This window comes from Achromobacter sp. CSND-B12 (assembly GCF_052906545.1).
In genome coordinates this window covers 41,372-65,234 of record NZ_JBREGJ010000001.1, presented here as the reverse complement: position 1 = coordinate 65,234, position 23,863 = coordinate 41,372, and the positions used below count along the sequence as shown (strand labels likewise).

Sequence of the window (23,863 nt, the reverse complement as noted above, 5' to 3'; positions counted from 1 at the left end):
GCCGGCGAGGAAGGGAAAGATGGAAGAACTGCTGCCGTATTACGAACGCGAGCTGGGGTTCCTGCGCGGCTCGTCGCGGGATTTCGCCCAGCGCTATCCGAAGATCGCCGCGCGCCTGGGGCTGTCGGGAGAGACCTGCGAGGATCCGCACGTCGAGCGGATGATCGAATCGTTCGCCCTGCTGGGCGCGCGCATCAACAAGAAGCTGGACGACGACTATCCGGAATTCACGGAAGCGTTGTTCGAAGTGATGTATCCGCATTACCTGCGGCCGTTTCCGGCGTGTTCGATCGCGCAGTTCGACATGGGCGGGGTGGCGGCCCAACTGACCGCGCCGGTGCGCGTGGCGCGGGGCACCGAATTGAAATCGCACGCCGTGCGCGGCGTGGCCTGCCGCTTCCGCACGGCCTACGACGTGACGCTGGCGCCGGTGGCCATCCGCCAGGCCACGTTCGCTTCGACCGCCAACGCGCCATCGGCCACGCAACTGCCGCCGGGCGTGACCGGCCGCCTGTCGCTGACGCTGGCCTGCCTGGCCGAAACGCAGAGCTTTGCCACCTTGGCCGTGGACCGCCTGCGGGTCTATCTGCATGGCGAGCCGTCGTTCGTGGCGGCGCTGCGCGACTGCCTGTTCCTGCGCACCGCGGCGGCCTACATCGAGACCCAACCCGGCCGCTGGAACCGGCTGCCTGACGTGCCGCTGGCGCAAGTGGGGCTGGCCGAGGACGACGCGCTGATCGACTTTCCGGCCAGCTCGCATCCGGCCTATCGGCTGCTGGCCGAGTACTTCGTCTTCTCCGAAAAATTCAATTTCGTCGACATCGACCTGGCGGCGCTGCGGCGCGCGGTCGGCCCGGCGCGCGAATTCACGCTGCACCTGCCGGTCAAGGGGCTGCGCGCCGATTCGAATACCGCGCGCCTGCTGGAATCGGCCTCGGCCGACAACTTCCGGCTGGGCTGCACGCCGGTGATCAACCTGTTCGAGCAGCGCGCCGATCCCATCCGCGTCACGCATGCGGCGGCCTCCTATCCGGTGGTGGCCGATGCGCGCCGCGCCTACGGCTACGAGGTCTATTCCATCGACCGCGTGCGGCTGGTGCGGCAGAACGCGCAGGGCGATTCGGTGGTGGAGTTCCGGCCGTTCTATTCGCTGCACCACGGCGAGACGCCCGAGGGCGCCAGCCATTACTGGACCGCGCGGCGCGATTCGATGGTGGCCGAGCGCAGCCCGGGCTACGAAATGGAGATGTCCATCGTCGACATCGACTTCAATCCGGCCCTGCCGCAGACCGAAACGCTGAGCCTGGAGCTGACCTGCACCAATCGCGACCTGCCGTCGCACCTGGCGGTGGGCCAGCCGGGCGGCGACCTGTTCCTGGAGGGCGGCTCGGTGGCGCGCGAGATCCGCATGCTGCGCCGCCCGACCCATACGCACCGCTTCCAGCAGGGCCGCGCGGCGCACTGGCGCCTGATCTCGCACCTGGCGCTGAACCACCTGTCGCTGGTGCACAGCGGCCTGCCGGCGCTGAAGGAAACCCTGCGCCTGTACGACCTGTCGCACGCGGCGGTGGCCGCGCGCCAGATCGAAGGGCTGGTGGGGCTGGACTACAAGCCCGCCACCCACTGGATGCCGGGCGAGCCGTTCGCGACCTTCGTGCGCGGCATCGAGATCCGGCTGACGATCAATGAAGAAAACTTCGTGGGCACCAGCCTGCATGCCTTCGTGGCGGTGCTCAACCGCTTCTTCGGCCTTTACGTGCACGCCAACAGCTTCGTGCAGTTGGTGGTGCTGTCGCGCCGCGGCGCGGAAGAAATCCTACGGTGCCCCCCATGCAACGGCGACGCGATCCTAGCGTAATCGAATCGCTGCTGGCCGAGCCGCAGCGCTTCAAGTTCTTCCAGGCCGTGCGGGTGCTGGAACTGTGGTTCGCGCGCCAGGAAGGCACGCGCGCCAGGAATGCCGTGCCGGCGCACCTGCGCTTCGTCAACTCGTCGTCGCTGGGCTTTCCGGCCAGCGAGATCGCGGGGCTGACGGCCTTCGACAAGAACGGCCAGGCCCTGCACGACGCCGACGCGCGACTGGCGGCGCTGGCCGCCGGCACGCTGGGACGGGTGGAGATCGAGCCGGCCTTCTTCGGCCTGCTGGGCGGGCAGGGGGCCTTGCCGCTGCATTACTCCGAGATCCTGAGCCACCGCGAAAGCGCCACGCGCGACCGTGGCGCCCGCGCCTTCTTCGACATCTTCTCGAACCGGGCCGCGGCGCTGTTCTACGCGGCCTGGAAGAAGTACCGCATGCCGCTGCGGCACGAAACCGAACAGGGCCATCACTACCTGCCGCTGCTGCTGGCGTTGGGCGGGGTAGGGCATCCGGCGCTGCGCGACCGCCTGCATGCCGGCGAGGGACGCGTGTTCGACGAATCGCTGGCGCACTACGCGGCGGCGGCGCGGCAGCGGCCGGTGTCGGCCGCGTACCTGCAGCGGGTGCTGGCCGACTATTTCCAGGTGAGCTTGCGGGTCGAACAGTTCGTCGGCCGCTGGTATCACGTGCCGCCCGAAAACCGCACTCAGTTGGGCCGTCCCGGCGCGGTGCTGGGCGTGTCCGCCATGGCGGGCGAGCGCATCTGGCAGCGCGACCTGCGCATCCGGCTGTGGATCGGCCCGCTGTCCAGGTCGGCGTTCGCCGATTTCCTGCCCGGCGGCGCCCGCGCCCAGGCGCTGGAGAAACTGCTGACGATGTTCGGCGGGCTCAGCTTCGAATACGAGGTGCGGCTGGTGATGGCCAAGGAGGACGTCGCCGGCAGCGCGCTGGGCGGCGACGCCGAGGGCGGCGGCGCGCGCCTGGGCTGGAATTCCTTTCTTTGCACCGAACCGTCGGCGTCGGACCGCGACGACGCCAGCTACGAACTGCACACCATCCACTGAGAACAAGACAACCCAGAACATGGCCACTCCCCTGAAAACCCTGATCGGGAAACTGAACCAGACCTGCCGCCAGGCTGCCGAGCGCGCCGCCAGCCTGTGCATGGCGCAAGGCCACTACGAGGTGGACCTGGAACACCTGTTCCTGGCGCTGCTGGAAAAGCCCGCCAGCGATTTCAGCATCGTGGCGCGCCGCAGCGGCATCGAGGCCTCGGTGCTGGAGGCCGACCTGAACGCCGAGATCCGCGGCTTCAAGAACGGCAATACCCGCACCCCGGTGTTTTCGCCGCACCTGCCGCGCCTGTTCGAGCATGCCTGGCTGATCGCCTCGTTGGACACGCAGACGACCCGCATTCGTTCCGGCCACCTGCTGTTGGCGCTGTTGACCGAGCCGGATCTGGCGGCGCTGGCGCGGCGCGGCTCGCGCCTGTTCGAGTCGTTCCGCCTGGAAGAGCTGAAGCACGATTTCGCGGCCCTGACGGCCGGCTCGGAAGAGGCCGGCCAATCCGTGGCGCTGGATGACGGCGCGGCGCAGGGCGAGGCGGCGTCGCCCGCCGCCGGGCTGTCCAAGACGCCGGCGCTGGACCAGTACACCACCAACCTGACCGAGCGCGCCCGCGAAGGCAGGATCGACCCGGTGATCGGCCGCGATGCCGAGATCCGGCAGATGATCGACATCCTGACCCGGCGGCGCCAGAACAATCCCATCCTGACCGGCGAGGCCGGCGTCGGCAAGACCGCGGTGGTCGAAGGCCTGGCGCTGCGCATCGTGGCCGGCGACGTGCCGCCGGCGCTGGCCGGCGTGGCGCTGCGCACGCTGGACATGGGCCTGCTGCAGGCCGGCGCCAGCGTCAAGGGCGAGTTCGAGAACCGCCTGAAAAGCGTGATCGACGAGGTCAAGCAAAGCCCCACGCCCATCATCCTGTTCATCGACGAAGCCCACACCATGATCGGCGCGGGCGGGCAGGCCGGCCAGAACGATGCCGCCAACCTGCTCAAGCCGGCGCTGGCGCGCGGCGAACTGCGCACCATCGCCGCCACCACCTGGAGCGAATACAAGAAGTACTTCGAGAAGGACGCCGCGCTGGCGCGGCGCTTCCAGGTGGTCAAGGTGGAAGAACCCAGCGAGACGCTGGCCGCCAGCATGCTGCGCGGCATGGCGCCATTGATGGAAAGCCATTTCGGCGTGCGCATCCTGGACGAAGCCATCGTCGCCGCCGCCCGCCTGTCGCACCGCTACATCAGCGGCCGCCAGCTGCCGGACAAGGCCGTCGGCGTGCTGGACACCGCCTGCGCCCGGGTGGCGCTGGGCCGTAGCGCCACGCCGGCCCTGATCGACGACGCCCGCCACCGCCTGGCGCGCCAGGAAACCGAGCGCGCCGCCCTGCGCCGCGAGGCCGCCGCCGGCGCCGCGCAATCGGCCCGCCTGCGCGAGCTGGACGAGGAAATGGACGCCATCCGCCAGCAACTGGCCGACGCCGAAGCGCGCCTGGCCCAGGAAAGCGAGCTGGTGCGGCAGATCCACGCGCTGCGCGAAGAGCTGGAAGCCGCGGGCCAGGAACCCGAGCCCGAAACCAGCAGCAAGCGCCGCGGCGGCAAGGCCGCCGAACCGACGCCCGCGCAGGCGCAACTGGCCGAATTGCAGCAACAGCTGCGCGTCCTGCAGGGCGAGGCGCCGCTGGTGCCCGCCTATGTCGACGCGCAGGTGATCGCCGAGATCGTCTCGGCCTGGACCGGCATCCCGCTGGGCCGCATGGTCAACGACGAAATCCGCACCGTGCTGGAACTGCAGCCGCTGCTGGCCGAGCGTGTCATCGGCCAGGATCACGCGCTGCACGCCATCGCCCAGCGCGTGCGCACCGCGCGCGCCGGCCTGGAAGACCCGAACAAGCCGAAGGGCGTGTTCCTGTTCGTCGGCCCCTCCGGCGTGGGCAAGACCGAGACCGCGCTGGCGGTGGCCGACATCCTGTACGGCGGCGAGCGCAAGCTGGTTACGATCAACATGAGCGAATACCAGGAGGCCCACAGCGTCTCGGGCCTGAAAGGCTCGCCGCCAGGCTACGTCGGCTACGGCGAAGGCGGCGTGCTGACCGAGGCCGTGCGGCGCCAGCCCTACAGCGTGGTGCTGCTGGACGAGATCGAGAAGGCCCATCCCGACGTGCTGGAGCTGTTCTTCCAGGTGTTCGACAAGGGCGTGATGGACGATGCCGAAGGGCGCGAGATCGACTTCCGCAACACGCTCATCATCCTGACCTCCAACGTCGGCTCGTCGACCATCATGCAGGCCTGCCTGAACAAGACCGCCGAGGAACGGCCGGATCCGGACGCCTTGCAGGAATTGCTGGCGCCGCAGCTGTACAAGGCTTTCAAGCCCGCCTTCCTGGGCCGCATGAAGACCATCGCCTACTACCCGGTGGATGACGACGCCCTGGCGCGCATCATTGGCCTGAAGCTGGCCCGCATCGCCGAGCGGGTGCAGGCCAACCACCGCGCCGTGTTCGATTGGGACGACGCGCTGGTCGAGGCCGTGCTGGCGCGCTGCACCGAGGTGGACACGGGCGCGCGCAACGTCGACCACATCCTGAACGGCACGCTGCTGCCGCAGATCGCCGAACAGGTGCTGGGCCGCATGGCGCAGGGCGAGGCGATCGCGCGCATCCGCGTCACGGCCGGCAAGAACGGCGACTTCCGCTACCGCCTGACCTGAGCCAGGAGCCGCGATCATGCCCCAGGATTCTTCCGGACTGTCCCGCCTGTCGACCGCCGGCATCGCGCAGGTCAACCGCCTGCTGGACCTGCGCACGCCGCTGGGCGAGAACCGCCTGGTGGCCGAGACCCTGTCGGCCACCGAACAATTGAGCGGCGGCGCCTATCGCCTGGAGATCACCGCGCTGTCCGACGACGCGCATATCCCGTTGAAGGCCCTGATGGGCCAGCCCGTCACTCTGCGCCTGCAGACCGCGCTGGACCGCGAGCAGCCGCGCCTGTGGCACGGCCACGCCACGGCGGCGCGTTTCCTGGGCGCCAATGGCGGCCTGGCGCGCTATGGGCTGACCGTGGAGCCGTGGCTGGCATTCCTGCGGGCGCGGCGCGACAGTTTCGCCTACCAGGACAAGACGGTGATCGACATCGTCGACAGCATCTTCGGCGACTACAAGGGCCAGGGCGCGCTGGCGCCGCAATGGCGCTGGGAAGTGAAGGATCGCGCCGCCTACGCCAAGCGCAGCCTGGCCATCCAGTACCGCGAAACCGACTACGCCTTCGTCGAGCGCCTGCTGGCCGAAGAGGGCCTGTTCTACTGGGTCGAGCACGCCGACGACGGCCATACCCTGGTCATCGCCGACCACAACGGCGCCTTCAAGCCCGGCCCGCAGACCAGCGTGCGTTTCGCGCGCGCCGACGTCACCGAAACCGAAGACAGCATCCAGCGCTGGAGTCCGCGCCAGCGCTGGCAGACCAACGCCGTGCGCATGGCCAGCTGGGACTACCGCAGCGCCCAGGCGCGGCCGGTCTCGGCGCAGGCGGACGCCGGCAAGCTGGCCAACGCGATCGAGCTGGTCAGCGACGACTATCCCGGCCAGTACGCCTACGAGGACAGCGCCCAGGGCGAGCGGCTGGCGCACAATGTGCTGGCCGCGTTGCGCGTGCGCCAGCAGAGCATCGAAGGCGCGGGCACCGTGCGCACGCTGGCGCCGGGGCAGCGTTTCGAGCTGACCGGCCACTACCAGCAGGGCGGCGCGTCCGCCTTCGTGGTGATCGCCATCACGCACCAGGCCCGCAACAACTTCGACGCCGACCTGGGCCGCGCCGTGAGCGAGGCGTTGGGGGGCGGCGACAGCGACGACGCCGATTTCTATCGCAACGCCTTCACCTGCATCGGCAGCGACACCGAATTCCGCCCCGCTACGCAGGATGGCCATGGCGTGCGCCTGCACCCCCGTCCCACCGTGTTCGGCGCGCAGACCGCCCTGGTGATCGGCGCCGAGGAACCGGTGCACACCGACCGCGACCACCGCATCAAGGTGCAGTTCCACTGGCAGCGCGGCAATGCCTCCAGCAGCCGGATGGCGCATCCGTCGGGGGACGAGAACGCGCCCGCCAAGGATGAACTGGGCACTTGGGTGCGCGTGGCCGAGCCCGTCGCCGGTGGCGACTGGGGCGGCCATTTCGTGCCGCGCGTGGGCCAGGAGGTGCTGGTGGAATTCCTGCATGGCGACATCGACCGGCCGGTGGTGGTGGGCGCGCTCTACAACGGCGAGGGCGCCGAGGATGCCTCGCACAACAAGGTGCAGGCGGGCGGCGCCAACGCCACCGGCAATGCGCCGGCCTGGTTCGCCGGCGCCAACGAGGGCCACGCCCACAACGCGGTGATGTCCGGCTTCAAGACCCAGGCCCTGGCCAGCAGCGGCGCCGGCACCGGCGGCTACAACCAGCTGGTGCAGGACGACACGCCGGGCCAGTCGCGCCTGACCGCCTCGACCACCCAGGCCGATGCGCGCCTGAACCTGGGCCACGTCAAGCAGCAGCGCGACAACGAGCGGCTGCAGGACCTGGGCCATGGCGCCGAGCTGTCGACCAAGGAGGCCGTGGCGCTGCGCGGCGGCTCGGGACTGCTGCTGAGCGCCGACCTGCGCGAGAACGCCGAAGGGCCGCTGCTCGACAGCGCCGAGGCATCCAAGCAGATCGAGGCCGCGCTGGAAGCGGCCAGGGAACTGGCCGACGTCGCGGTCAGGCAGAAGGCCATCCTGGATGGCGACCCGCAAGCGCTGCCGGCGCAAGAGGGCCTGCAACACATCCTGGAAGTGGTCGAGGCCACCCAGGACGATCCCAATCCCCAGGGCGCCGCCGTCAAGGTGGCGGCCTACAGCGAACCGCACATCCAGGTCAGCGCGCCCAGCGGCATCGGCCAGTACACGCCGGCCAATGCCTTCCTGGTGGCCGGCGCCACCTTCGCGCAGATCGCGCCGGACGTGAACTGGGCCAGCAGCGCGCACCTGGCGGTGGGCGTGGCGGGCGGCGCCTTGCTGTTCACGGCCGGCCACGCGGCCGGCGGCGGCCGGCCGGTCAAGGACGCGGGCCTGCGCCTGCATGCGGCCGGGGGCAAGCTGCGCCTGCACAGCCAGGACGCCAGGATGACCCTGAGCGCCGAAAAAGCCGTGACCTTCGCCTCCGCCGGCGCCAACGTGCTGGTCGAGGGCAAGCAGCGCGTGCTGGCCACGGCCGCCGGCGCCTATCTGCGGCTGGAGGGCGGCGGCATCCAGCTGCATGCGCCGGGCAAGGTCGAGTTGAAGGCCGGCGCGCACAGCTGGGTCGGGCCGCAGACGGCCAGCGGCAACCTGGCCCCGCCCTCGGGTGAATTCAAGGATTGCCCGAGCAAGGTCAACAGCGCCGCGGCGGGAGGGTCGGCCTTTGTTTGACGGCGACTTTCCGCAAACCGCGAACCGGGCTGCCGCCTCGCGGCTCTACCAACAACTGCTGGCCGCCGCCTCGGACCTGCCGCAAGACCGGCTGTACGTTCTGGTCGACCCCACCATCGAGGATCCGCTGGCGCATGCCAGGCGCCGGGGGCAGGCCATCGCCTTGCCGCTGGATCGCAGCCGCTTCCTCGCCGAACATTGCCCCTACCTGCTCGAACTGGGCGAGTTCGGCCGCGACGACGCGATCGAAATGGCCGTCGAAGCGGCGTGCGCGGCCGCCGGCCCGGGCCGAACGCAGCGGCCGATCTGCGGCTGGATCGCCAGCCCCGTGGCGCCCGCCGCGCTGGCCCGGCATCTGGCGCGCATGGCGCGCTGCCTGGTGCCGGACCGCGCCGACCCCGTGACGCTGCGTCATTGGGACCCGCGCGTGGCCGAGGTATTGGCCGAAGTGCTGTCCGAAGACCAGATGGCCCAATGGCTGGCGCCGGTCCGGGCCTGCTGGCGGCCGGGCCGCGCCGCCGGCGAGCTGGCGCTCCAGTATGAACGGTCGGCGGCCGCTGGCGCGCCGCAGGCCGGTCCGGCGGCGCCGCTGGTGCTCGACCGCGCGCAATGCGCCGTGCTCGAACGCGCCGGCTGGGTCAACCAGGCGCTCGACGCCCTGGCCGAGGCTGGCCACGACATGGGCGAGGCCCGCCTGCGGGCGCGCGCCGACCGGCTGGTGGCGCGCGCCCAGGCGCGCTGGGGGCTGGAGACGGACACCGACATCGTCGACTACACCTTGCACGGCCTGCTGGTGCACCCGCATTTCGACCAGCACCCCGACATCCGCCACGCCATGGCGACCATGCAGGCCAATGGCATCGCGGCGGTGGCGGCCTTGAACGACATCACGCAAGAACAATGGAACCGCGTGCGGCAATGGACCGGCGCGGCATCCGAATCGGAGCAGACAGAGGTGAGGGATGGCCGAGCTTTCTAACGCGCGCTGCGCCGCCGCGGCGAATACCTGCGGCGAAACCAAGGGCAAGTGCATCAACTGCGACAAGCAGGGCGGCGTGGCGATCATGCCGTTGGTGCCGGCGCCGTTGCCGCGCCCCATGGTGCGCGAAGCCTGGGCCAATAGCGAGCATGGCGGCGCCAGCAATACGCAATGGGAGATTCCCGCCCATCGCATGTACAGCACCTGGCTGGAAAAAAAGCTGAACGCGCACGCCAAGGTGCGGCTGTTCGATCCGCGCTTCGACCCCGCCGGGCTGCCGGTGGAAACCTATTTCGTGCGCGTGCCCGCCGCCGGCTACCTGTACGTGCTCAAGCAGGACAAGACCTGGGACGGCTACCTGCTCGACAAGAAGGGCTACTACCGCAAGATCCCCGTCGCCAAGATGCCGGAAGACGCCGACACCACCAAGCCGCTGTCCGAGGCCTGCTCGTCGGAGGGGCACAACAACACCGCCACGCAGTTCATCACCATCGATCACGTGCGCAGCCCCAAGGTCTGGATCGCCTACAGCCGCTACGTCTGGGACAGGGAGACCCGCAAGGATTACGAAGACGACAAGGACGGCTGCCGCACGGCGCGGATGACCGAGCTGAACCTCAAGGACATTGCCGACGGCAAGGTGGGGCCGGGCAGCACCGCGCCCAATACCTGCAAGCTGACCATGCCCGACATCACGGAGATCGTCGCCGACTACGCGCCGGCGGACGTGCAGCGCTGCCTGAACGCGGGGCTGCACAACCCGCTGCAGCTGCGCGCCGAGCCGGAACCGCAGTTGCTGACGTCGTTCATGTGGGCGGTGAATTCGAAACTACCAGCGTTGCAGTGGGGAGTGGGGCTGGTGCTGCCGGATCCGGTGGGGATCGTGCAGGAGTTGAATCTGCGGCGCAATATCGCGGCGGCGCGGGCTTCGGTGCTTAACGGCGTTCTTGACCCGGAGCGCGCCCGCAAGCGTGTCATCGCCGATATCATCCAAGGCATGTGCCTGAGCGCGAAGGCCAATCCGGGCCCTTTCTGGGACCAAAGCTACGGGCCCGAGCGCTATCAGCGCAATATCAATACCGATGCATGGCAGAGTGCGCTGGCGGACAGTGAGGGCATGACCTCCTTGATGAGCCAGATCGAGAGCGTGAGTGCGCTGTTTTGTACTTGGATGAACAGTCCTTGTTGGAAGCAGCAGCAACGCTCGGATTTTCATGTCAAGGATGAAGCCGCAGGGGTGCGGCACGAGTTCATGACAGCCTCGTGTGTTGCCGGGTCGGGCCATACGGAGCGGGAACGGACTCAACTCTGGGGCGGATTATGGAAACTTCCTATCGAATCGCCCGATAACTGGTTTTACCGCAGCTTGGCGGCGGGACAGCCAGAATTTCTGCAGGTATTGGCCGCCACTTCGTCTGTTGACGAGGCGCTCAACACGGTCAAGGCAGCAGTCGACCTGGCTGCCGAGTTCAGCCCGGATTACGCAAAAAAAATAGACGACTTACGCGAAATCCTGCGAGCCAAACGCCGTTTCAACGAGGCCACCGCGGCCCTGGTGGATACGGTGTCAGGGCATTTGGCGAGGTTGTTGGTGAAGGATATCAAGACCTACAACCGATTGATGCGTGGCATCGCCATGACTCTGGTGACTCGGGAGGACCTGCTGGTGAGGCCCACGATATTGAGCGGGCCGTTGAGCGAAATCAAACGCTTGATCGAGGAGGCAGCTACAAAGCCCATCAAGGGAGTGGCTCCGGTCTCCCTCGGGGCGTCGTTGCCTCCTGGCCGTGGCTATTTGTCTCAGCCGGGTAATCTTGGCCAGAAAGGGCTGGCACTGTCTGAATCCATCGGCAGGAGTGTTTACCTGGACCTGCCCTCCGACAAGGCGACTATCTCGAGTGTGGTGGCGTTCACAATACAGAAAATGGAGCAGGGGCAAACGTTGAGCAAGACTCTGACGAAGGGTACTTTGTTGCAGGAGTTGGAGTTGCCCATGCACGGCCCAGCCCAGGTGAACCCCTACCTGCAGAATCGAATCGCGATAACAGGTGAGTTTGCGGGCATGGTGCTCAATGTGGGCATCATGTTCTTCCAGGCGCAGGGGGCCATGAACGCGGTCGCGGCAATGGCGAAGGACGATGCCACCATCGACGAAAGGTTCGTCGGGGGGGCCGGTGCCGTGGCAAATGCGATGGGAACGGTTAGTGTCGGCATTAGTATGACGCAGCCGATCGTGCAGTTGGTGTCGAAAGAACTGGGCTTCAAGGTCGTTCTTGCGGGGGCTCGTCTCGGGTTCTATGCGGGATTGGTCGAGGGTGTGGCAACCATGCTGGCATCCTTTTACAGGATAGCGCAGGGCAAGAACACAAGATCGGCATACTGGAGTATGGCCTCAGGTCTCGCGACAGTCGTGGCGGGTGGAGCATCGCTGGGACTAACGGTGGCAATGACGTCTGGGGCAGCTGGTGTCACGGTTTTCGGCATCAGCATGGGGCCTGTCGGTTGGACGCTGCTGCTGGTTGCGGCCTTGGGAGTAGCAATATGGACGGCGGTCAATGCGGCAGGCACGGACGAGTCCAGTCGACTCCCGGTCGAGTATTGGCTGGACAACGGAGTGTTCGGAAAGCGCGCACTGCTCTCGAATTCACAAAGCAATCCGTTTGCGACAAAGGCAGCAGGCAGCCAGAAGGGAGCTCCCGCCGTGCCGTTCGCCAGCTTGGATGCTGAGTTGCTGGGCCTGGAGCGGATTCTCCTGGTGGCCAGCGGTTATCTTATGCCAGGTGCCGTGGGCGGCGGATATGCCTATATTCACTTTCACATTGCTGTGCCGCGCTATGTCGCTACCAGTCGAATTCAGGTTGTTTTTTTCCGAAATGAACGTGCGGGGCCAAACACCTTCCGCCAATTGACTGCGGCAAGGGAAGCGAAGCAACCTATCGTGGTTGACTCGCCGTCTTTTGTGCCGGCGCCTTCGTTTCGGTCCATGGATATGCAGGTGGATAATGCGGGCAAGAGTGTCAAGATCTCGGGTCAGTTCCAGGTTTTCCGGGGGCAGGGCGGGTTCTATTGCATGAAGGTCCAATATTGGCCGGACGAGGTCCAGCGTCCCGGCCTGGAGACCGGATTTGAATCGTGGGTGTACATCTGATGAGAAAGGCGGGGTCGATGCGGTTTTCGGGAAAGACTGTTCCTGAAGAAAGCGGGGCATGGGGATGGTTGTTGCCCGCTGGGCGCGCCCCCGGGAAGGAAACGCCAGCTGCTCATGGCACGGTGGTGGAAATTTCACCCGCTTGCCTGCGTTTGCAAACTCCTTCCGATGCCTTGCGCGGATTCGCAGCGGTGGGCGCCTATGCGCTGGGCATATGGATGGCCTTTGGCGCGGTATTCTTCATGGTCAAGTTCGACGCGTCCACGCGCGGATATGACTCTTTAGATTTCATTCTGGTTTCGGCGCTGAGCATTGGGCTTGCCCTGATCGGTTTGGTCTCGGGATTCAAACTGACTTTCTCCAAGGCATTTGACTCGGTCATTTTCAGCCGGCGCTTGCGCCGTATCTACTATTGGGAAAAAAAGGGAGGGTGGAAGTCGGTCGACTACGATCGCGCGACTCCGTTTGTGCCCAAGCTGAGGATAACGACGACGACCGGGTCCAATGTCCTCTATCCCTTGCGGGTGGTGGAATTCCTGCCCGGAACTCGGCGCGTGCATACTGGTGTGTCGCCCACGGTTCCGTTTGCGGACCCTCAATCAGCGGCTCAACTTTGGGAGTTCATCCGATGTTACATGGATGGCGATCCCAAGGCAGTACCACCGGTATCGTTGCTTCCAGATCATCGAACCAGCGTTTATGCGTGGATGGACCGAGAGCTGTTTTCGGGATCAGTGGATCGGCAGCATCATCTGAAAGGCACGTTCGGGGCGCTGTCATTCTGGTTCTTCGCGTGCGTCTACTACGCGCCGAACTGGCTGGAATATCGGATTCGACGACGTGGCAATCAGCCGGCGTTGCCGCCGGAGCTGGCCGATACCTTGGCGTGGGAAGGCGAGAATCCCTATCGCATCATCCCTCCCTCGCAGGTGGAGCAACTGGCGATCGAGGGCAGGCTGCCTCACATGATGAAGCGTTGGCGCGCGGTCAGTGCCGTGGGACTGTTCATCTGGGCGGTGGTGCCGGTGTCGTCCATGGTGGCGTTCGTACTGTTTACGTAACCTATTGAAGCGGGGAGCGCCAGTGGGGGAAACAAAGGGCCGGCCGGGCCTCACCGTGGTCCCGGACAGAAGCGGGAGATGGGGATGGTTGCTCCTACAACCGTCCGCGCCAGTGCGCACATCGATTGACGCTTTCCCCTACCGCAGCGTGGTGGAGATTACCCCGGCTTGTTTGCGGCTGACGAGTTCGGTCGAGAACATGCGTGGCATCGCGGCTTCGGCCGCGATCGTGTTTGGCCTGGCCATGGCGTTCATCGCCTTGAATTTCGCGATGATCTACGACGTGGCCGATCGAGGCTATGGAGGGCCGTATCTCCTGGTGGTCGGGGGCGGAGCGGCGCTGGCCCTGCTGGGACTGTGGATCGGTTATCGCATCATCACCCGCCCGCTCCAGGACACAACCATCATCAGCCGGCGCCTGCGCCGCATCTATGCGTGGAATCAGAGGACCGGGTGGGTCGGCGTTGATTATGATCGCGCGGTCGCCTTCGTTTCCAATTTCAAGGCGGTAACGCCCACTGGCGCTTCCTCCTCATATCCGTTGGGAGTGGTGGAACTGGTGCCAGGATCCCGCCGGATCGCTCGATTTGTAGCGCCCACGCGCGCGTATGCGGCGCCGCAGACCGGTGCGGCGATTTGGGAATTCATCCGCCGCTATATGGACGACACGCCGGCTGAAGTGCCTCCCGTTGTGCTGACCCCGGATCACAGCACGAACGCCTTTGCATGGATGGACCGTGAACTCTATCCCGACATGATCGATCGGCAACACCATCTGACCAATGCCTACACCGCATTCGGCTTCTGGTTCTTCAGCGGCGTGTACTACCTGCCGAACTGGATGGAGTACTGGATCCGTCGCTATGCCCGGCGACCGGCGCTGCCATCGGAACTGGCCGCGGCGCTGGAGTGGGAGGGCGAGAACCCTTATCGCATATTGCCGCCGACGCCCGAGGAGACGCTGGCGATGCAGGGGAAATTGCCGCATATGAAGAAGCGGTGGCTGCGGGTCAGTGTTTGGGGGATATTGCTTTGGAGCTTCCTGCCGCTGGCGTTCGTCGGCGTCTCGGTAGCGCAGTGGTAGCTCTCCGTTGACAACTACTAGAAAAAATAGCGATCTGGAAGTACTGCCGGAACGCACCGGCACCTGGGGCTGGCTGCTGTCGGGACGGTCTGGCGTGCAGCCGGCCGCCGAGGGCATGGTTACCGAATTGACGCCGGCCTGCTTGCGTCTGACGGGACCTTTCGAGGCGTCTCGCGGTTACGTGGCCTGCGTCTCGTTGGCGGCGGCGGTCGGGTTGACATTGCTGTTTTTCACCGCGCTGATCGATCTCCGTATGGGTAGGACCACCCTGGATACGGGCCTTGCGGTCATGATGGCAGGTTATCTCGTTTGTGCGTTGATTGGCTGGGTCTGCGCTTATCGATCGGTTTTTTCACCCATCCAGGAGACCACTATCGTCAGTCGGGCACTGCGGCGCTTGTATGCGTGGGAAAAACGGACCGGCTGGACGTCGGTCGACTTTGATCGCGCGCAGGCCTACGTGGGCAACTATCACGTGGTCACCACGACCGGGGCGGGCGCGGCTTATCCATTGCGTGTCGTCGAGATCGCGCCCGATTCGCGCCGCATCCTCAAGGGCGTGGCCCTTACCGCGCCCTTTGATCGTCCGGAAGCCGCGGCGCAACTCTGGGAGTTCATCCGCTTGTACATGGACGCCGAACCCGCGGCATTGCCGCCGGTCGCGTTGGTGCCGGATCATCGCGTCAACGCCTACGCGTGGATGGACAGAGAACTGTTTCCCTACGCGATCGATCGTCACCACAGATTGGTGCGGCCGTTCGCGTTCTGGTTCTTCAGCGGCGCCTATTACGTGCCGAATTGGATGGAGTGCTGGATTCGCCGATTCGGACGCCGCCCCGCGCTGCCGGCGGAATTGGCGGCGGTGGCGGGCTGGCAAGGCGACAACCCGTATCGAATCGTCCCGCCGACGCAGGAAGAACTGCTGGCGCGGGCCGGGAATCTGCCGTCCATGAAAAGGCGATGGCGGCTGGCGAGTATTTTCGGTTTGGCGCTCTGGGTTGCCCTGCCGCTGTTTTTCGCGGGCGTCGTGGTGTCCAACTGGTAGGCGGGTATTGACGGAGGCCGGTTCCACGCCGGCGGCATGCATTCGATGAGTACAGAGCAATCGACGGGATATTCGGAATGGGTAGCAATGACGGCTGAGCGGCATGACAAGGTCAGCAAGCTGGCCGGCAAGATCGCGGGGCTGCGCCGCGTCAGGCGCTCGCGTGATTTCGTGATGGAGCAGCTGGGCGGTGGCGTCGGCGCGTCGGCGGTGTCGGCGGGCCTGGCGGGGATGGGTGGCGCGGCCATTGCGATCGCTACCCTCGACAGTACGGAGAAGGCGGACTTCGTCGAATTCACGCTCGATGGGGAACCGGTTAGAGGCTGGTTCTGGCGGTTCCCCTTTGACGAGAGTGATGACATCGAACTGGTGGCCGAGCACGACGGACAGGCCTGGATCGCCTATGGTGCCCGGCGCGCGGCCGACGCGCTGGTGGCGGTGTATCCGCACTGCTTCGAGGGGCGCCGGGCACACTACGCTTCCACGTTCCGCTTCTGGGGCATCATGGCAGGGGCGGTTTTTCTGTTCATGATGTTTCTGGACGCGATCTTCGCGATGTTCAAGGGCACATTCAGCTTCGCAGGGCAGTTGTCCGCGTATGCGGTCTACCTGGCCTACGGATTGCCCGCGTTGTTGCTGGTTTTCGGGTTCCTGGCTTGGCGCGGCGGCCGCAAGACGGAAGGGTTTGCGCGGATGGCAGAGACCATTTTCACCGGCTTTGGCTGGCGGGATGCCAGCCGCATCAATTTGCGCAAGACCTCCAGGGCGTTGCGTCGCGACGGTGATGGGCGCGACTATGGCGCGCTCTATTTCCGCTACAGGTGAGCGCTTGGCGATTGAAGGCAAGCTGCCGCATATGCTGGGCCGGTGGCGCTTGGTAAGCGTTTTCGGGCTATTGATCTGGGTGGCGCTGCCCATCGGGTTCGTGTCGGTATTTGCGTTTTTCCTGTAGTTGGCGCGTTGACGCCGACTCGCTTGCGCCTGACGCGAGAGTATTCCCCGCTCGGTGCCGGGGGGCGCCTTGCCGGCGTTTTTCCTTGACCCAGGAGGGGCCCGATGGATTTCAACGGACTCATGTCCAAGTTTCCCAACGACCGTCCACTGACGGAATTCGACCGTGAGCACCGACTGCTGCAGAAAAAGCGGCTGGATGTCCCGCTGCTGGCGCAACTGTGCGTGGTGAGGATGAATTCCAACAGCCTGCTGTCGGTCGACCGTTGGTATGCCTGGCGTGGCTTCGTGGCGCTGCTGGGCGCGATCGGCCTGGCCTTCGGCATCGGCGGCGTCCTGATGCTGGCCTGGATCCTGGTGGTGGACCGGCTGCCCAATGAAAACGGCCTGTGGGAAGCCGTCTTCTTCGGCATGGCCATTTGCGCGGCGCTGGGCGCGGCGAGCGCCTGGGTCGCCCACAAGGAAATGTTCCGCTGGACCTACTATCCCATCGCGCTGGATCGCAAGCGCCGCCTGGTGCATGTGTTCCGGCTGGACGGCACCGTGCTGACCGCAGCGTGGGACAAGATCCATTTCACGCTGGGACGGGGCAGGGGCAGCTTCGGTTTGCTCAACTGGGATATCCGCGGACTGATCCTCGATCAGGACGGGGTCACGGTCAGGGAGACCTTTGCGTTCTGCATCGCCACCAGCCGCATCGAAAACGCATATTCGCATTGGGAGTTCCTGCGCCGTTACATGGAAGAGGGCCCGCAAGCGGTGCTGGACGCGGTGCTGTTCTGCATGCCGGTCGACGGCAAGCGCGAGAGTTTCGCCTTCAGCAAGGAGCGCATCTTCGCCAACGATGCCCAACAGCCGGGCCTGGCCTGCCTGATCTTGGCGCCCGTCAACTACCTGCACGCGATCATGCGTTGGGCTGTCATGCGCACCAGCAGGATCCCGGCGTTTTCGCCCGAGATCGAGGCGACGCTGCGGCCTGAGCCAGGCGATCCGTATGTTCGCGACGCCTCGATGAACCCGGAAGACCTGCGTTAATTAAACCCGGGTAATATTGACGAATAATTTAATCCGGGTAAAAATTGCATCCTTCTCCAACCCGAAGGATGCAAGGCATGACCCGATTCGACCTGAACACCGGCGCCACCGCGCCGCTTGCCGATGAAACCGACCTGACCGACCTGCCGGTGACGGGCACGTTGCCGCCCGAGCTGGACGGCGCGCTGGTGCGCAACGGTCCCAACCCCCTGCGCGGCCGTTTCGAGGGCAACGACGTGCTGTCCTGGTGGCCGCAGCCGGCGATGCTGCACGCCATCACCTTGCGCGACGGCCGCGCCACGGGCTACCGCAACCGCTGGGCTCGCACCCGCCTGTGGGCGCGCGAATACGCGCCCGCGCTGGCCGCCGACCTGCCCGACACCAATCCCAACGTCAACGTGCTGCGCCATGCCGGCGAAACCCTGGCGCTGGCCGAAGGCGGCGCGCCGCTGGCGATGACGGCGGGGCTGGACTTCCTGGGCGCCAGCGGCCGCCATCCCGGCCTGGCGGGCGGCATGACCGCGCACCCCAAGATCGATCCCGCGACCGGCGAGTTGATGAGCTTTCGCGCCCATTGGGAGCGACCCTGGCTGCGCTATGGCGTGACGGATGCCCACGGTCGGCCGCTGCTGGACCAGCTGATCGAGGTGCCCGGGCCGTCGATGATGCACGACATGGCCATCACCGCCCGCCACAGCATCCTGCTGGACCTGAACGTGGCCTACGACTTCTCGATGCTGTCACGCGGCTACCGCATGCCGCTGCGCTGGCACGACGAGCGGCAATCGCGGCTGGGCGTGATCCCGCGCCATGGCGGGCCGGTACGCTGGTTCGAGGTGGCGCCGTGTTTCATCCAGCACGTGGTCAACGCCTACGAGGCCGATGACGCCACGCTGGTGCTGGACGTGGTGCGCTATCCGGAATACCTGCGGCTGTCGCGTGACGGCGCGGGCTTCGAGGACAGCCCGTTGGGGGTGCTGTGGCGCTACGTGATCGACCTGGCCGGCGGCGGCGTCAGCGAGCGCCAGCTGGACGACGCCGGCATCGAACTGCCGCGCATCAACGATGGCCGCACCGGCCACGCCTACCGCTATGCCTACGCCGTGCATCAACCCAACAATCGCGAGATGCGCGGGGTGGTGCGCTACGACCTGGAGACCGGCGCGCGGCAGCGGTACGAGGTGCCGCCGGGCGACCAGAACAGCGAACCCGTGTTCGTGCCGCGCCCCGGCGCGCAGTCGGAGGACGACGGCTGGGTGCTGGTGTGCGTCTATCGACAGGAGGGCGACCGCAGCGACGTGGTGGTGCTCGATGCCCGCGACCTGACGGCCGGGCCGCTGGCCACGGTGCGCCTGCCGCGGCGGATACCGGCGGGTTTCCATGGCGCCTGGCTGCCACGCGAGGCGGGCTGAAGGCGAGGGCGGCGCGGGGGCGGTCCGCGCCGGGAGGCCGCTTGAAGGCGCGCGCCGGCGGGGCATTGGGCCGGCATGGCCAGCGTTGCCTGTCGCGGTTGCGGGCGGGAGGTGTCCTAGCGGCCCTTGGCGCGCGCGCCTTTCCTGGCGGGCGCGCGCGACGTCTCCTTGGCCGGCGGCGCGGCGGCCGCCGTTACCTGTTCCATCCAGGCCAGCGCCTCGGTGTAGGTCACGAACTGCTGCAGATAGCCCGGCGACAGCTCGCGCATCAGCGACAGGGCGCGGTGCACCAGTTGGTTGGAATTGAGCGGGCCGGCGTTCTTGTGCACCTGCTCCTGCGACTGGCGCACCTGGCGGTCGGCGCTCAGGCCGGACCAGATCTCGCGCAGCCCGTCCAGCACCGGCATGTCCGGATAAGCGTCGCGGCGCGCCTGCGCGGCGATGGCGTCGGGATCTTCGCCGGGGGCGCCAGGGTAGGCGAGATACGCCGCCAGCTCGGCCAGCGGTCCGCGCGCGGGCTTGGGAACCGCCATGGCCGGCGCGGGGCTGGCGTCGGGCGTAGCGGCATCGTCCAGCCCTTCGGCGGCGGTGTTGGCCGCGCTGGCCGCGGCGATGCGCGCCGCATACGCCTGCAGCAACTGCGCCAGTCGCTCGTCCAGCCGGGCGCGGGCGGCGCCGGCGTGGGCGGCCGCGCGCCGGGCCAGCGCCTCGATGAATTGGAAGCCGACCGGATCGAGCCGGTCGTCGCCGCGCTCGCGCCAGGCCTGCAAGATGGCGGACGTGGCGTCGGCGGGCGGGGCGGCGTCGGGCGCGGCATCCGCGCCGGCCGTCAGCGCCAGGCCCAGGCCGCCATCACTGGCCACGCGCGGCCTCCGTGCCGTTGGACGGCTTGGGAAGGGGCATGATCTCGACCCGGCGATTCTTCGCGCGGCCTTCCTCGTCGGCGTTCGAGGCCACCGGCTGCTCGGCGCCGAAGGCGGCGGCGAACACCAGGGACGACGGCACGCCTTCGTCGATCAGGGCGCGGGTCACCGTCAGCGCGCGCTGCGCCGACAGGTCCCAGTTGTCGGCAAAGCGCCGGTTGCCTTCGCGCACCTGCTGGTCGTCGGTGAAACCGCTGACCATCAGGATCTCGTCATTGGCCTTCAGGTAGGCCGACAGCGGTTCGATCAGGCTTTTCAGCACCTCGCGGCCTTCCGGCTGCAACTGGTCGGAATTGAGCGCGAACAGCACGCTGCCGCTGATACCGATGCGGCCGTTGATGAGCGTCACGCGGCCGGCCGCCAGCGGCGCGGCCAGGGCCTGCTCCAGCGTCTGGCGGCGCTGGGTCTCTTCCTGGCGCTGCTTGACCTCCTGTTCCAGCTGGGTCGACAGCTCCAGCTGCACGGCCACCACGCTCACCAGGATCAGCACGAAGGCGCCCAGCAGCACCGACATCAGGTCGCCGAAGACGGCCCAGGCCGGCACCGCGGGTTCCACGCCGCCGTCGATGTCCTCGCCCGCGCTCATGCCGCCTGCGCTCCGGCGGTGGCGGCGCGCTGGCTGGCCAGCTCGCGCAGGTTCTCGACGATCTGCTTCTGCGACATGGTGCTCAGGTCGACCACTTCACGCGCCTGCGCCACGTAGTAGGCCAGCTGTTCGTCGCCACGGGCGATGGACTTGTCCAGCGCCGCCTCGATGCGTTCCAGGTGCGCCACCAGCTTGTCGTTGGACTCGCCGAACAGGCGCACCGCGGCGCCGAAGGCTTCGCCCAGGCTGGCCACTTCGGCCGCGCCGCTGGTCACTTGCGCGGCCACGTCGTCCAGGCGGGCGGTCTCGGATTCGACCTGCTCGGTGAACTGCGCGCCGACCCGGTCCAGCAGGTCCGACGACGACGACACCAGCGCATCGACCGCGCTGCGCTGTTCGCTGGAGGCGTGGTTGACGGCATCCAGCAGCGTCGCCAGCGTGTCCAGCAGGCGGTTGCGTTCTTCCAGCATGGCGTTGTCGTAGGCCAGGCTGTCCGACAGTTTCTGGCGCAATTCGCCAATGACTTCGGCGGCCGCGCGCGGCGCTTCGGAGGCGGCCTGCACCAGCTGGCCGATCTCGGCGATGGTGCCGCTGGCGTGGGCTTCGGTCTGGGTGGCGATGTCCTGCGCGGTCCGGGCCAGGGTGGCGCAGATCTCCTGCTGCAGGGCGGCGCTGCGGGCGCCGGCCTGTTCCCATTCCTGGCGCAGCGCCTCGGCCATGCGGCCCAGCTCGCCGGTCCAGGCGGCCAGGCGTTCCTGGTCGCGCGCGGCCAGTTCGGCCTGCAGGCCGGCCTGCGACTGGCCCAGGGTCTGCAGCAGCGATGCCGAATGCTGCTCGAAGGCGGACGCCGCCGTGGTCAGGGCCTGCTGGTTGTCGCTGGCCAGTTTCTCGTTGGCCAGTTCCTGGCGCACCTGCGCCTCGGTCCAGGCCTGGGTCACGCCGCCGGCCGCGGTTTCCAGGCGGGTCGACAGGTTCTCCAGCAACGCGGCCTGCGCCTGGGTCTGGGCGGTCAGGTCGTGCGCGGTGCGGGCCAGCAACTGTTCCAGTTCCTGGTGGCGGGCGGCGGTCTGCTCGCCGGCCTGGCGCCATTGGCGGCCCAGTTCGGCGGCCATGTCGCCCAGCGAGGCGTGCCAGGCGGCCAGGCGCGCTTCGTCGCGCGAGGCCAGGGCGGCCTGCAGGTCGGCATGCGACTGGTCCAGCGTGCGCAGCAGCGACGCGGAATGCTGTTCGAAGGCGGCGGCGGCGGTGGCCAGGGCCTGTTGCGTGTCGCCGGCCAGCTTCTCGCTGGTCAGCTCCTGGCGCACCTGCGCCTCGGTCCAGGCCTGGGTCACGCCGGTGGCGGCGGATTCGATGCGGGCGGCCACGGTGTCCAGCAGCGCGGCCTGCGCTTCAGAGCGGCTCGCCAGGTCCTGCGCGGTCCGCGCCAGCGTCTGGCTGACTTCCTGCTGGCGGGCGGCGGCTTGCGCGCCGGCCTGTTCCCACTCGCGGCCGAGCTTGTCGGTCAGGGCGCCGAGGGTGCCGGCCCAGGCGGCCAGGCGCTGCTCGTCGCGCGAGGCCAGGGCGGCCTGCAGGTCGGCGTGCGACTGGTCCAGCGTGCGCAGCAGCGTCGAGGCGTGCTGCTCGAAGGTGGCGGCGGCGGCGGCCAGGGCTTCGCGGTTGTCGCCGGCCAGCTTGTCGCTGACCTGCGACTGGCGCTCCAGCGCCTCATGCCATTGGGCCGAGACGTTGCCGGCGGCGCTTTCCAGGCGCGCCGAGACGTTCTCCAGCAGGCCGGCCTGGGTCTGCGCGTGTTCGGTCAGCTCCTGCGCGCTGCGGGCCAGGGCCTGGTTGATTTCCAGCTGGCGCTCGGCGGCCTGCGCGCCGGCCTGCTGCCATTCCTGGCGCAGGGTGGCCGACAGGGCGCCCAGGGTTTCGGTCCACGCGGCCAGGCGTTGCTGGTCGCGCGAGGCCAGTTCGGATTGCAGGGCGGTGTGCGACTGGTTCAGGGTGCGCAGCAGCGACGCCGAATGCTGCTCGAAGCTGGCGGCGGCGGCCGTCAGCGCCTGCAGGTTGTCGCCGGCCAGTTTCTCGCTGGCGCGCTCCTGGCGGCTCAGCGCCACGTTCCAGGCCTCGGACATGCTGCCCGAGGACGCCTCCAGGCGTTCGGACACGCTGTCCAGCAGGGCGGCCGAGCGCTGTTCGAAGGTCTGGGCGAAGCGGTCCAGCGAATCGCGCAGGTCCTGCGCCAGGGTTTCGCTGGCGCGCTGCTGCCCGGCCAGCGCCTGGTTCCAGATGCCGGCCACGTTGCTGGTGGCGGCCTGCAGGCCGGCGGTCATGCCGTCCAGCTGCCGTTGCACCGCCTGGGTCACGCTTTCGTGCAGCGAGGCGGTCTCGCGCGACAGGCCGGCCATGGTGGCCTCGACCGCGGGCTGCAGCGCCGCGCCGGCCGAGCGGGCGCTTTCGGCCACGCTTTCCTTCATCGATTGTTCCATCACGGCGGCCAGGCGGGCGTAGGCCGCCTCGGCCTTGCCCTGGAACGCGTCCTGGCTGGCGAGCTGGCGCTCGTTCAGCGTGTGGTTCTGCTGTTCCAGGTTGCGCATCATGGCGTCCAGGCGGTCGACCAGCGCCGGCATGGCCTCGGCCTGCCGTTGCAGCACTTCGGCCTGGCGTTGCAGCAGCTTGAAGCTTTCTTCGCGCTGGTGGCCCTGGGTGTACAGACGCAGTGTGGTCGCGGCCTTGGCGTCGAGCAGTTGCGCCGCCTGGATGCGGTCGCGGCGGCACAGGGCCGCCAGCAGGCCCAGCATGGCCGAAGTGGCGACGCCGGCGATCGAGGTGCCGAAGGCGAAGCCCAGGCCCTTGACCGGCGCGGCCAGCGAGGCGCGGATGGCGGCCAGGTCGGTGGCGCTTTCCAGGGCGGTGCCGGTGCCGCGCAGCGTCACCACCATGCCCAGGAAGGTGCCCAGCATGCCCAGCAGCACCAGCAGGCCGACCAGGTAGGGCGCCAGCGCCGGGCCGGGCAGGCCCACGCGCTCGCCCTCGACGCGCAGCCGCACCGCGTTGCGCAGCCCGGCCGGCAGTTGCTCGAGCCAGCCGCCCAGGCTGGCGGGGGCTTCCGACAGGTTGCCGACCGCGCGTCTCAAGGACGAGGTGGCCTGTTGGTAGCGCAGCAATTCAAGCGCCCCGGCCAGGTAGCAGGCGCAGATCAGCAGGGTGACGGCCAGCGCCAGCGGGTTGGTGCCCGCATAGCCCGCGCCGATCCAGCCGGCCACGGCCAGGCCGCTGAGGAAAACAACGATATTGATCAGATACTTGGACATAGTGTCC

General features: G+C 67.5%; 15 protein-coding genes. 12 read left to right on the top strand and 3 right to left on the bottom strand.

The window, feature by feature from the left end; all coding sequences use genetic code 11:
* Positions 1 to 19 precede the first annotated feature (19 nt).
* From tssF to ACUTAG_RS00270, 12 genes are all read left to right on the top strand, one after another.
* Positions 20 to 1,858: a type VI secretion system baseplate subunit TssF gene (gene tssF, locus ACUTAG_RS00325; RefSeq protein ID WP_054517727.1), complete on the top strand. Its 1,839-nt coding sequence runs from the start codon at positions 20 to 22 to the stop codon at positions 1,856 to 1,858.
* Positions 1,822 to 2,922: a type VI secretion system baseplate subunit TssG gene (gene tssG, locus ACUTAG_RS00320; RefSeq protein WP_187378316.1), complete on the top strand. Its 1,101-nt coding sequence runs from the start codon at positions 1,822 to 1,824 to the stop codon at positions 2,920 to 2,922. The genes tssF and tssG overlap by 37 nt, the downstream gene beginning before the upstream one ends.
* 19 nt (positions 2,923 to 2,941) lie before the next feature.
* A complete protein-coding gene (gene tssH, locus ACUTAG_RS00315) occupies positions 2,942 to 5,626 on the top strand; it encodes a type VI secretion system ATPase TssH (RefSeq protein ID WP_148318713.1) in 2,685 nt (894 codons plus the stop codon).
* Positions 5,627 to 5,642: 16 nt separating this feature from the next.
* Complete coding sequence (locus tag ACUTAG_RS00310) at positions 5,643 to 8,336, top strand: type VI secretion system Vgr family protein (protein WP_446649929.1); 2,694 nt, start codon at positions 5,643 to 5,645, stop codon at positions 8,334 to 8,336.
* Entirely contained in the window at positions 8,329 to 9,315 is a 987-nt protein-coding gene (locus tag ACUTAG_RS00305) for a DUF4123 domain-containing protein (RefSeq protein WP_187378317.1), read from the top strand. Before ACUTAG_RS00310 ends, ACUTAG_RS00305 begins: the two co-directional genes overlap by 8 nt.
* Entirely contained in the window at positions 9,299 to 12,463 is a 3,165-nt protein-coding gene (locus ACUTAG_RS00300) for a toxin VasX (protein ID WP_148318719.1), read from the top strand. The genes ACUTAG_RS00305 and ACUTAG_RS00300 overlap by 17 nt, the downstream gene beginning before the upstream one ends.
* Entirely contained in the window at positions 12,448 to 13,524 is a 1,077-nt protein-coding gene (locus ACUTAG_RS00295) for a hypothetical protein (RefSeq protein ID WP_238867191.1), read from the top strand. Before ACUTAG_RS00300 ends, ACUTAG_RS00295 begins: the two co-directional genes overlap by 16 nt.
* An 88-nt stretch (positions 13,525 to 13,612) precedes the next feature.
* A complete protein-coding gene (locus tag ACUTAG_RS00290; RefSeq protein WP_230846664.1) occupies positions 13,613 to 14,608 on the top strand; it encodes a hypothetical protein in 996 nt (331 codons plus the stop codon).
* A 7-nt stretch (positions 14,609 to 14,615) separates the two neighbouring features.
* Entirely contained in the window at positions 14,616 to 15,653 is a 1,038-nt protein-coding gene (locus ACUTAG_RS00285; protein ID WP_238867193.1) for a hypothetical protein, read from the top strand.
* A gap of 87 nt (positions 15,654 to 15,740) precedes the next feature.
* Positions 15,741 to 16,478, top strand: coding sequence for a putative type VI secretion system effector (locus ACUTAG_RS00280; RefSeq protein ID WP_053500771.1), 738 nt, complete (start codon positions 15,741 to 15,743; stop codon positions 16,476 to 16,478).
* A 249-nt stretch (positions 16,479 to 16,727) separates the two neighbouring features.
* Complete coding sequence (locus ACUTAG_RS00275) at positions 16,728 to 17,639, top strand: DUF6708 domain-containing protein (protein WP_233639532.1); 912 nt, start codon at positions 16,728 to 16,730, stop codon at positions 17,637 to 17,639.
* 77 nt (positions 17,640 to 17,716) lie between these two features.
* Complete coding sequence (locus tag ACUTAG_RS00270) at positions 17,717 to 19,051, top strand: carotenoid oxygenase family protein (protein WP_054517733.1); 1,335 nt, start codon at positions 17,717 to 17,719, stop codon at positions 19,049 to 19,051.
* 116 nt (positions 19,052 to 19,167) lie between these two features.
* Here ACUTAG_RS00270 and ACUTAG_RS00265 read toward each other — a convergent pair whose 3' ends face one another.
* From ACUTAG_RS00265 to ACUTAG_RS00255, 3 genes are read right to left on the bottom strand one after another with little or no spacing between them, the layout of a single operon-like run.
* Entirely contained in the window at positions 19,168 to 19,914 is a 747-nt protein-coding gene (locus tag ACUTAG_RS00265) for a DUF2894 domain-containing protein (protein ID WP_308196600.1), read from the bottom strand.
* Complete coding sequence (locus ACUTAG_RS00260) at positions 19,904 to 20,560, bottom strand: OmpA family protein (RefSeq protein ID WP_024069100.1); 657 nt, start codon at positions 20,558 to 20,560, stop codon at positions 19,904 to 19,906. The genes ACUTAG_RS00265 and ACUTAG_RS00260 overlap by 11 nt, the downstream gene beginning before the upstream one ends.
* Positions 20,557 to 23,856 carry a DUF802 domain-containing protein gene (locus tag ACUTAG_RS00255; RefSeq protein ID WP_054449400.1) on the bottom strand — a complete coding sequence of 1,100 codons (3,300 nt, stop codon included), beginning with the start codon at positions 23,854 to 23,856 and terminating at the stop codon, positions 20,557 to 20,559. Before ACUTAG_RS00255 ends, ACUTAG_RS00260 begins: the two co-directional genes overlap by 4 nt.
* Positions 23,857 to 23,863: the final 7 nt, after the last annotated feature.

Excerpts from the sequence above, each read along its gene's own strand:
- tssF (WP_054517727.1), top strand. The coding sequence starts at position 20 with ATGGAAGAACTGCTGCCGTATTACGAACGCGAGCTGGGGTTCCTGCGC.
- ACUTAG_RS00275 (WP_233639532.1), top strand. The coding sequence starts at position 16,728 with ATGTCCAAGTTTCCCAACGACCGTCCACTGACGGAATTCGACCGTGAG.
- ACUTAG_RS00300 (WP_148318719.1), top strand. The coding sequence starts at position 9,299 with ATGGCCGAGCTTTCTAACGCGCGCTGCGCCGCCGCGGCGAATACCTGC.
- ACUTAG_RS00255 (WP_054449400.1), bottom strand. The coding sequence starts at position 23,856 with ATGTCCAAGTATCTGATCAATATCGTTGTTTTCCTCAGCGGCCTGGCC.
- ACUTAG_RS00270 (WP_054517733.1), top strand. The coding sequence starts at position 17,717 with ATGACCCGATTCGACCTGAACACCGGCGCCACCGCGCCGCTTGCCGAT.
- tssH (WP_148318713.1), top strand. The coding sequence starts at position 2,942 with ATGGCCACTCCCCTGAAAACCCTGATCGGGAAACTGAACCAGACCTGC.
- ACUTAG_RS00260 (WP_024069100.1), bottom strand. The coding sequence starts at position 20,560 with ATGAGCGCGGGCGAGGACATCGACGGCGGCGTGGAACCCGCGGTGCCG.
- ACUTAG_RS00280 (WP_053500771.1), top strand. The coding sequence starts at position 15,741 with ATGACGGCTGAGCGGCATGACAAGGTCAGCAAGCTGGCCGGCAAGATC.
- ACUTAG_RS00310 (WP_446649929.1), top strand. The coding sequence starts at position 5,643 with ATGCCCCAGGATTCTTCCGGACTGTCCCGCCTGTCGACCGCCGGCATC.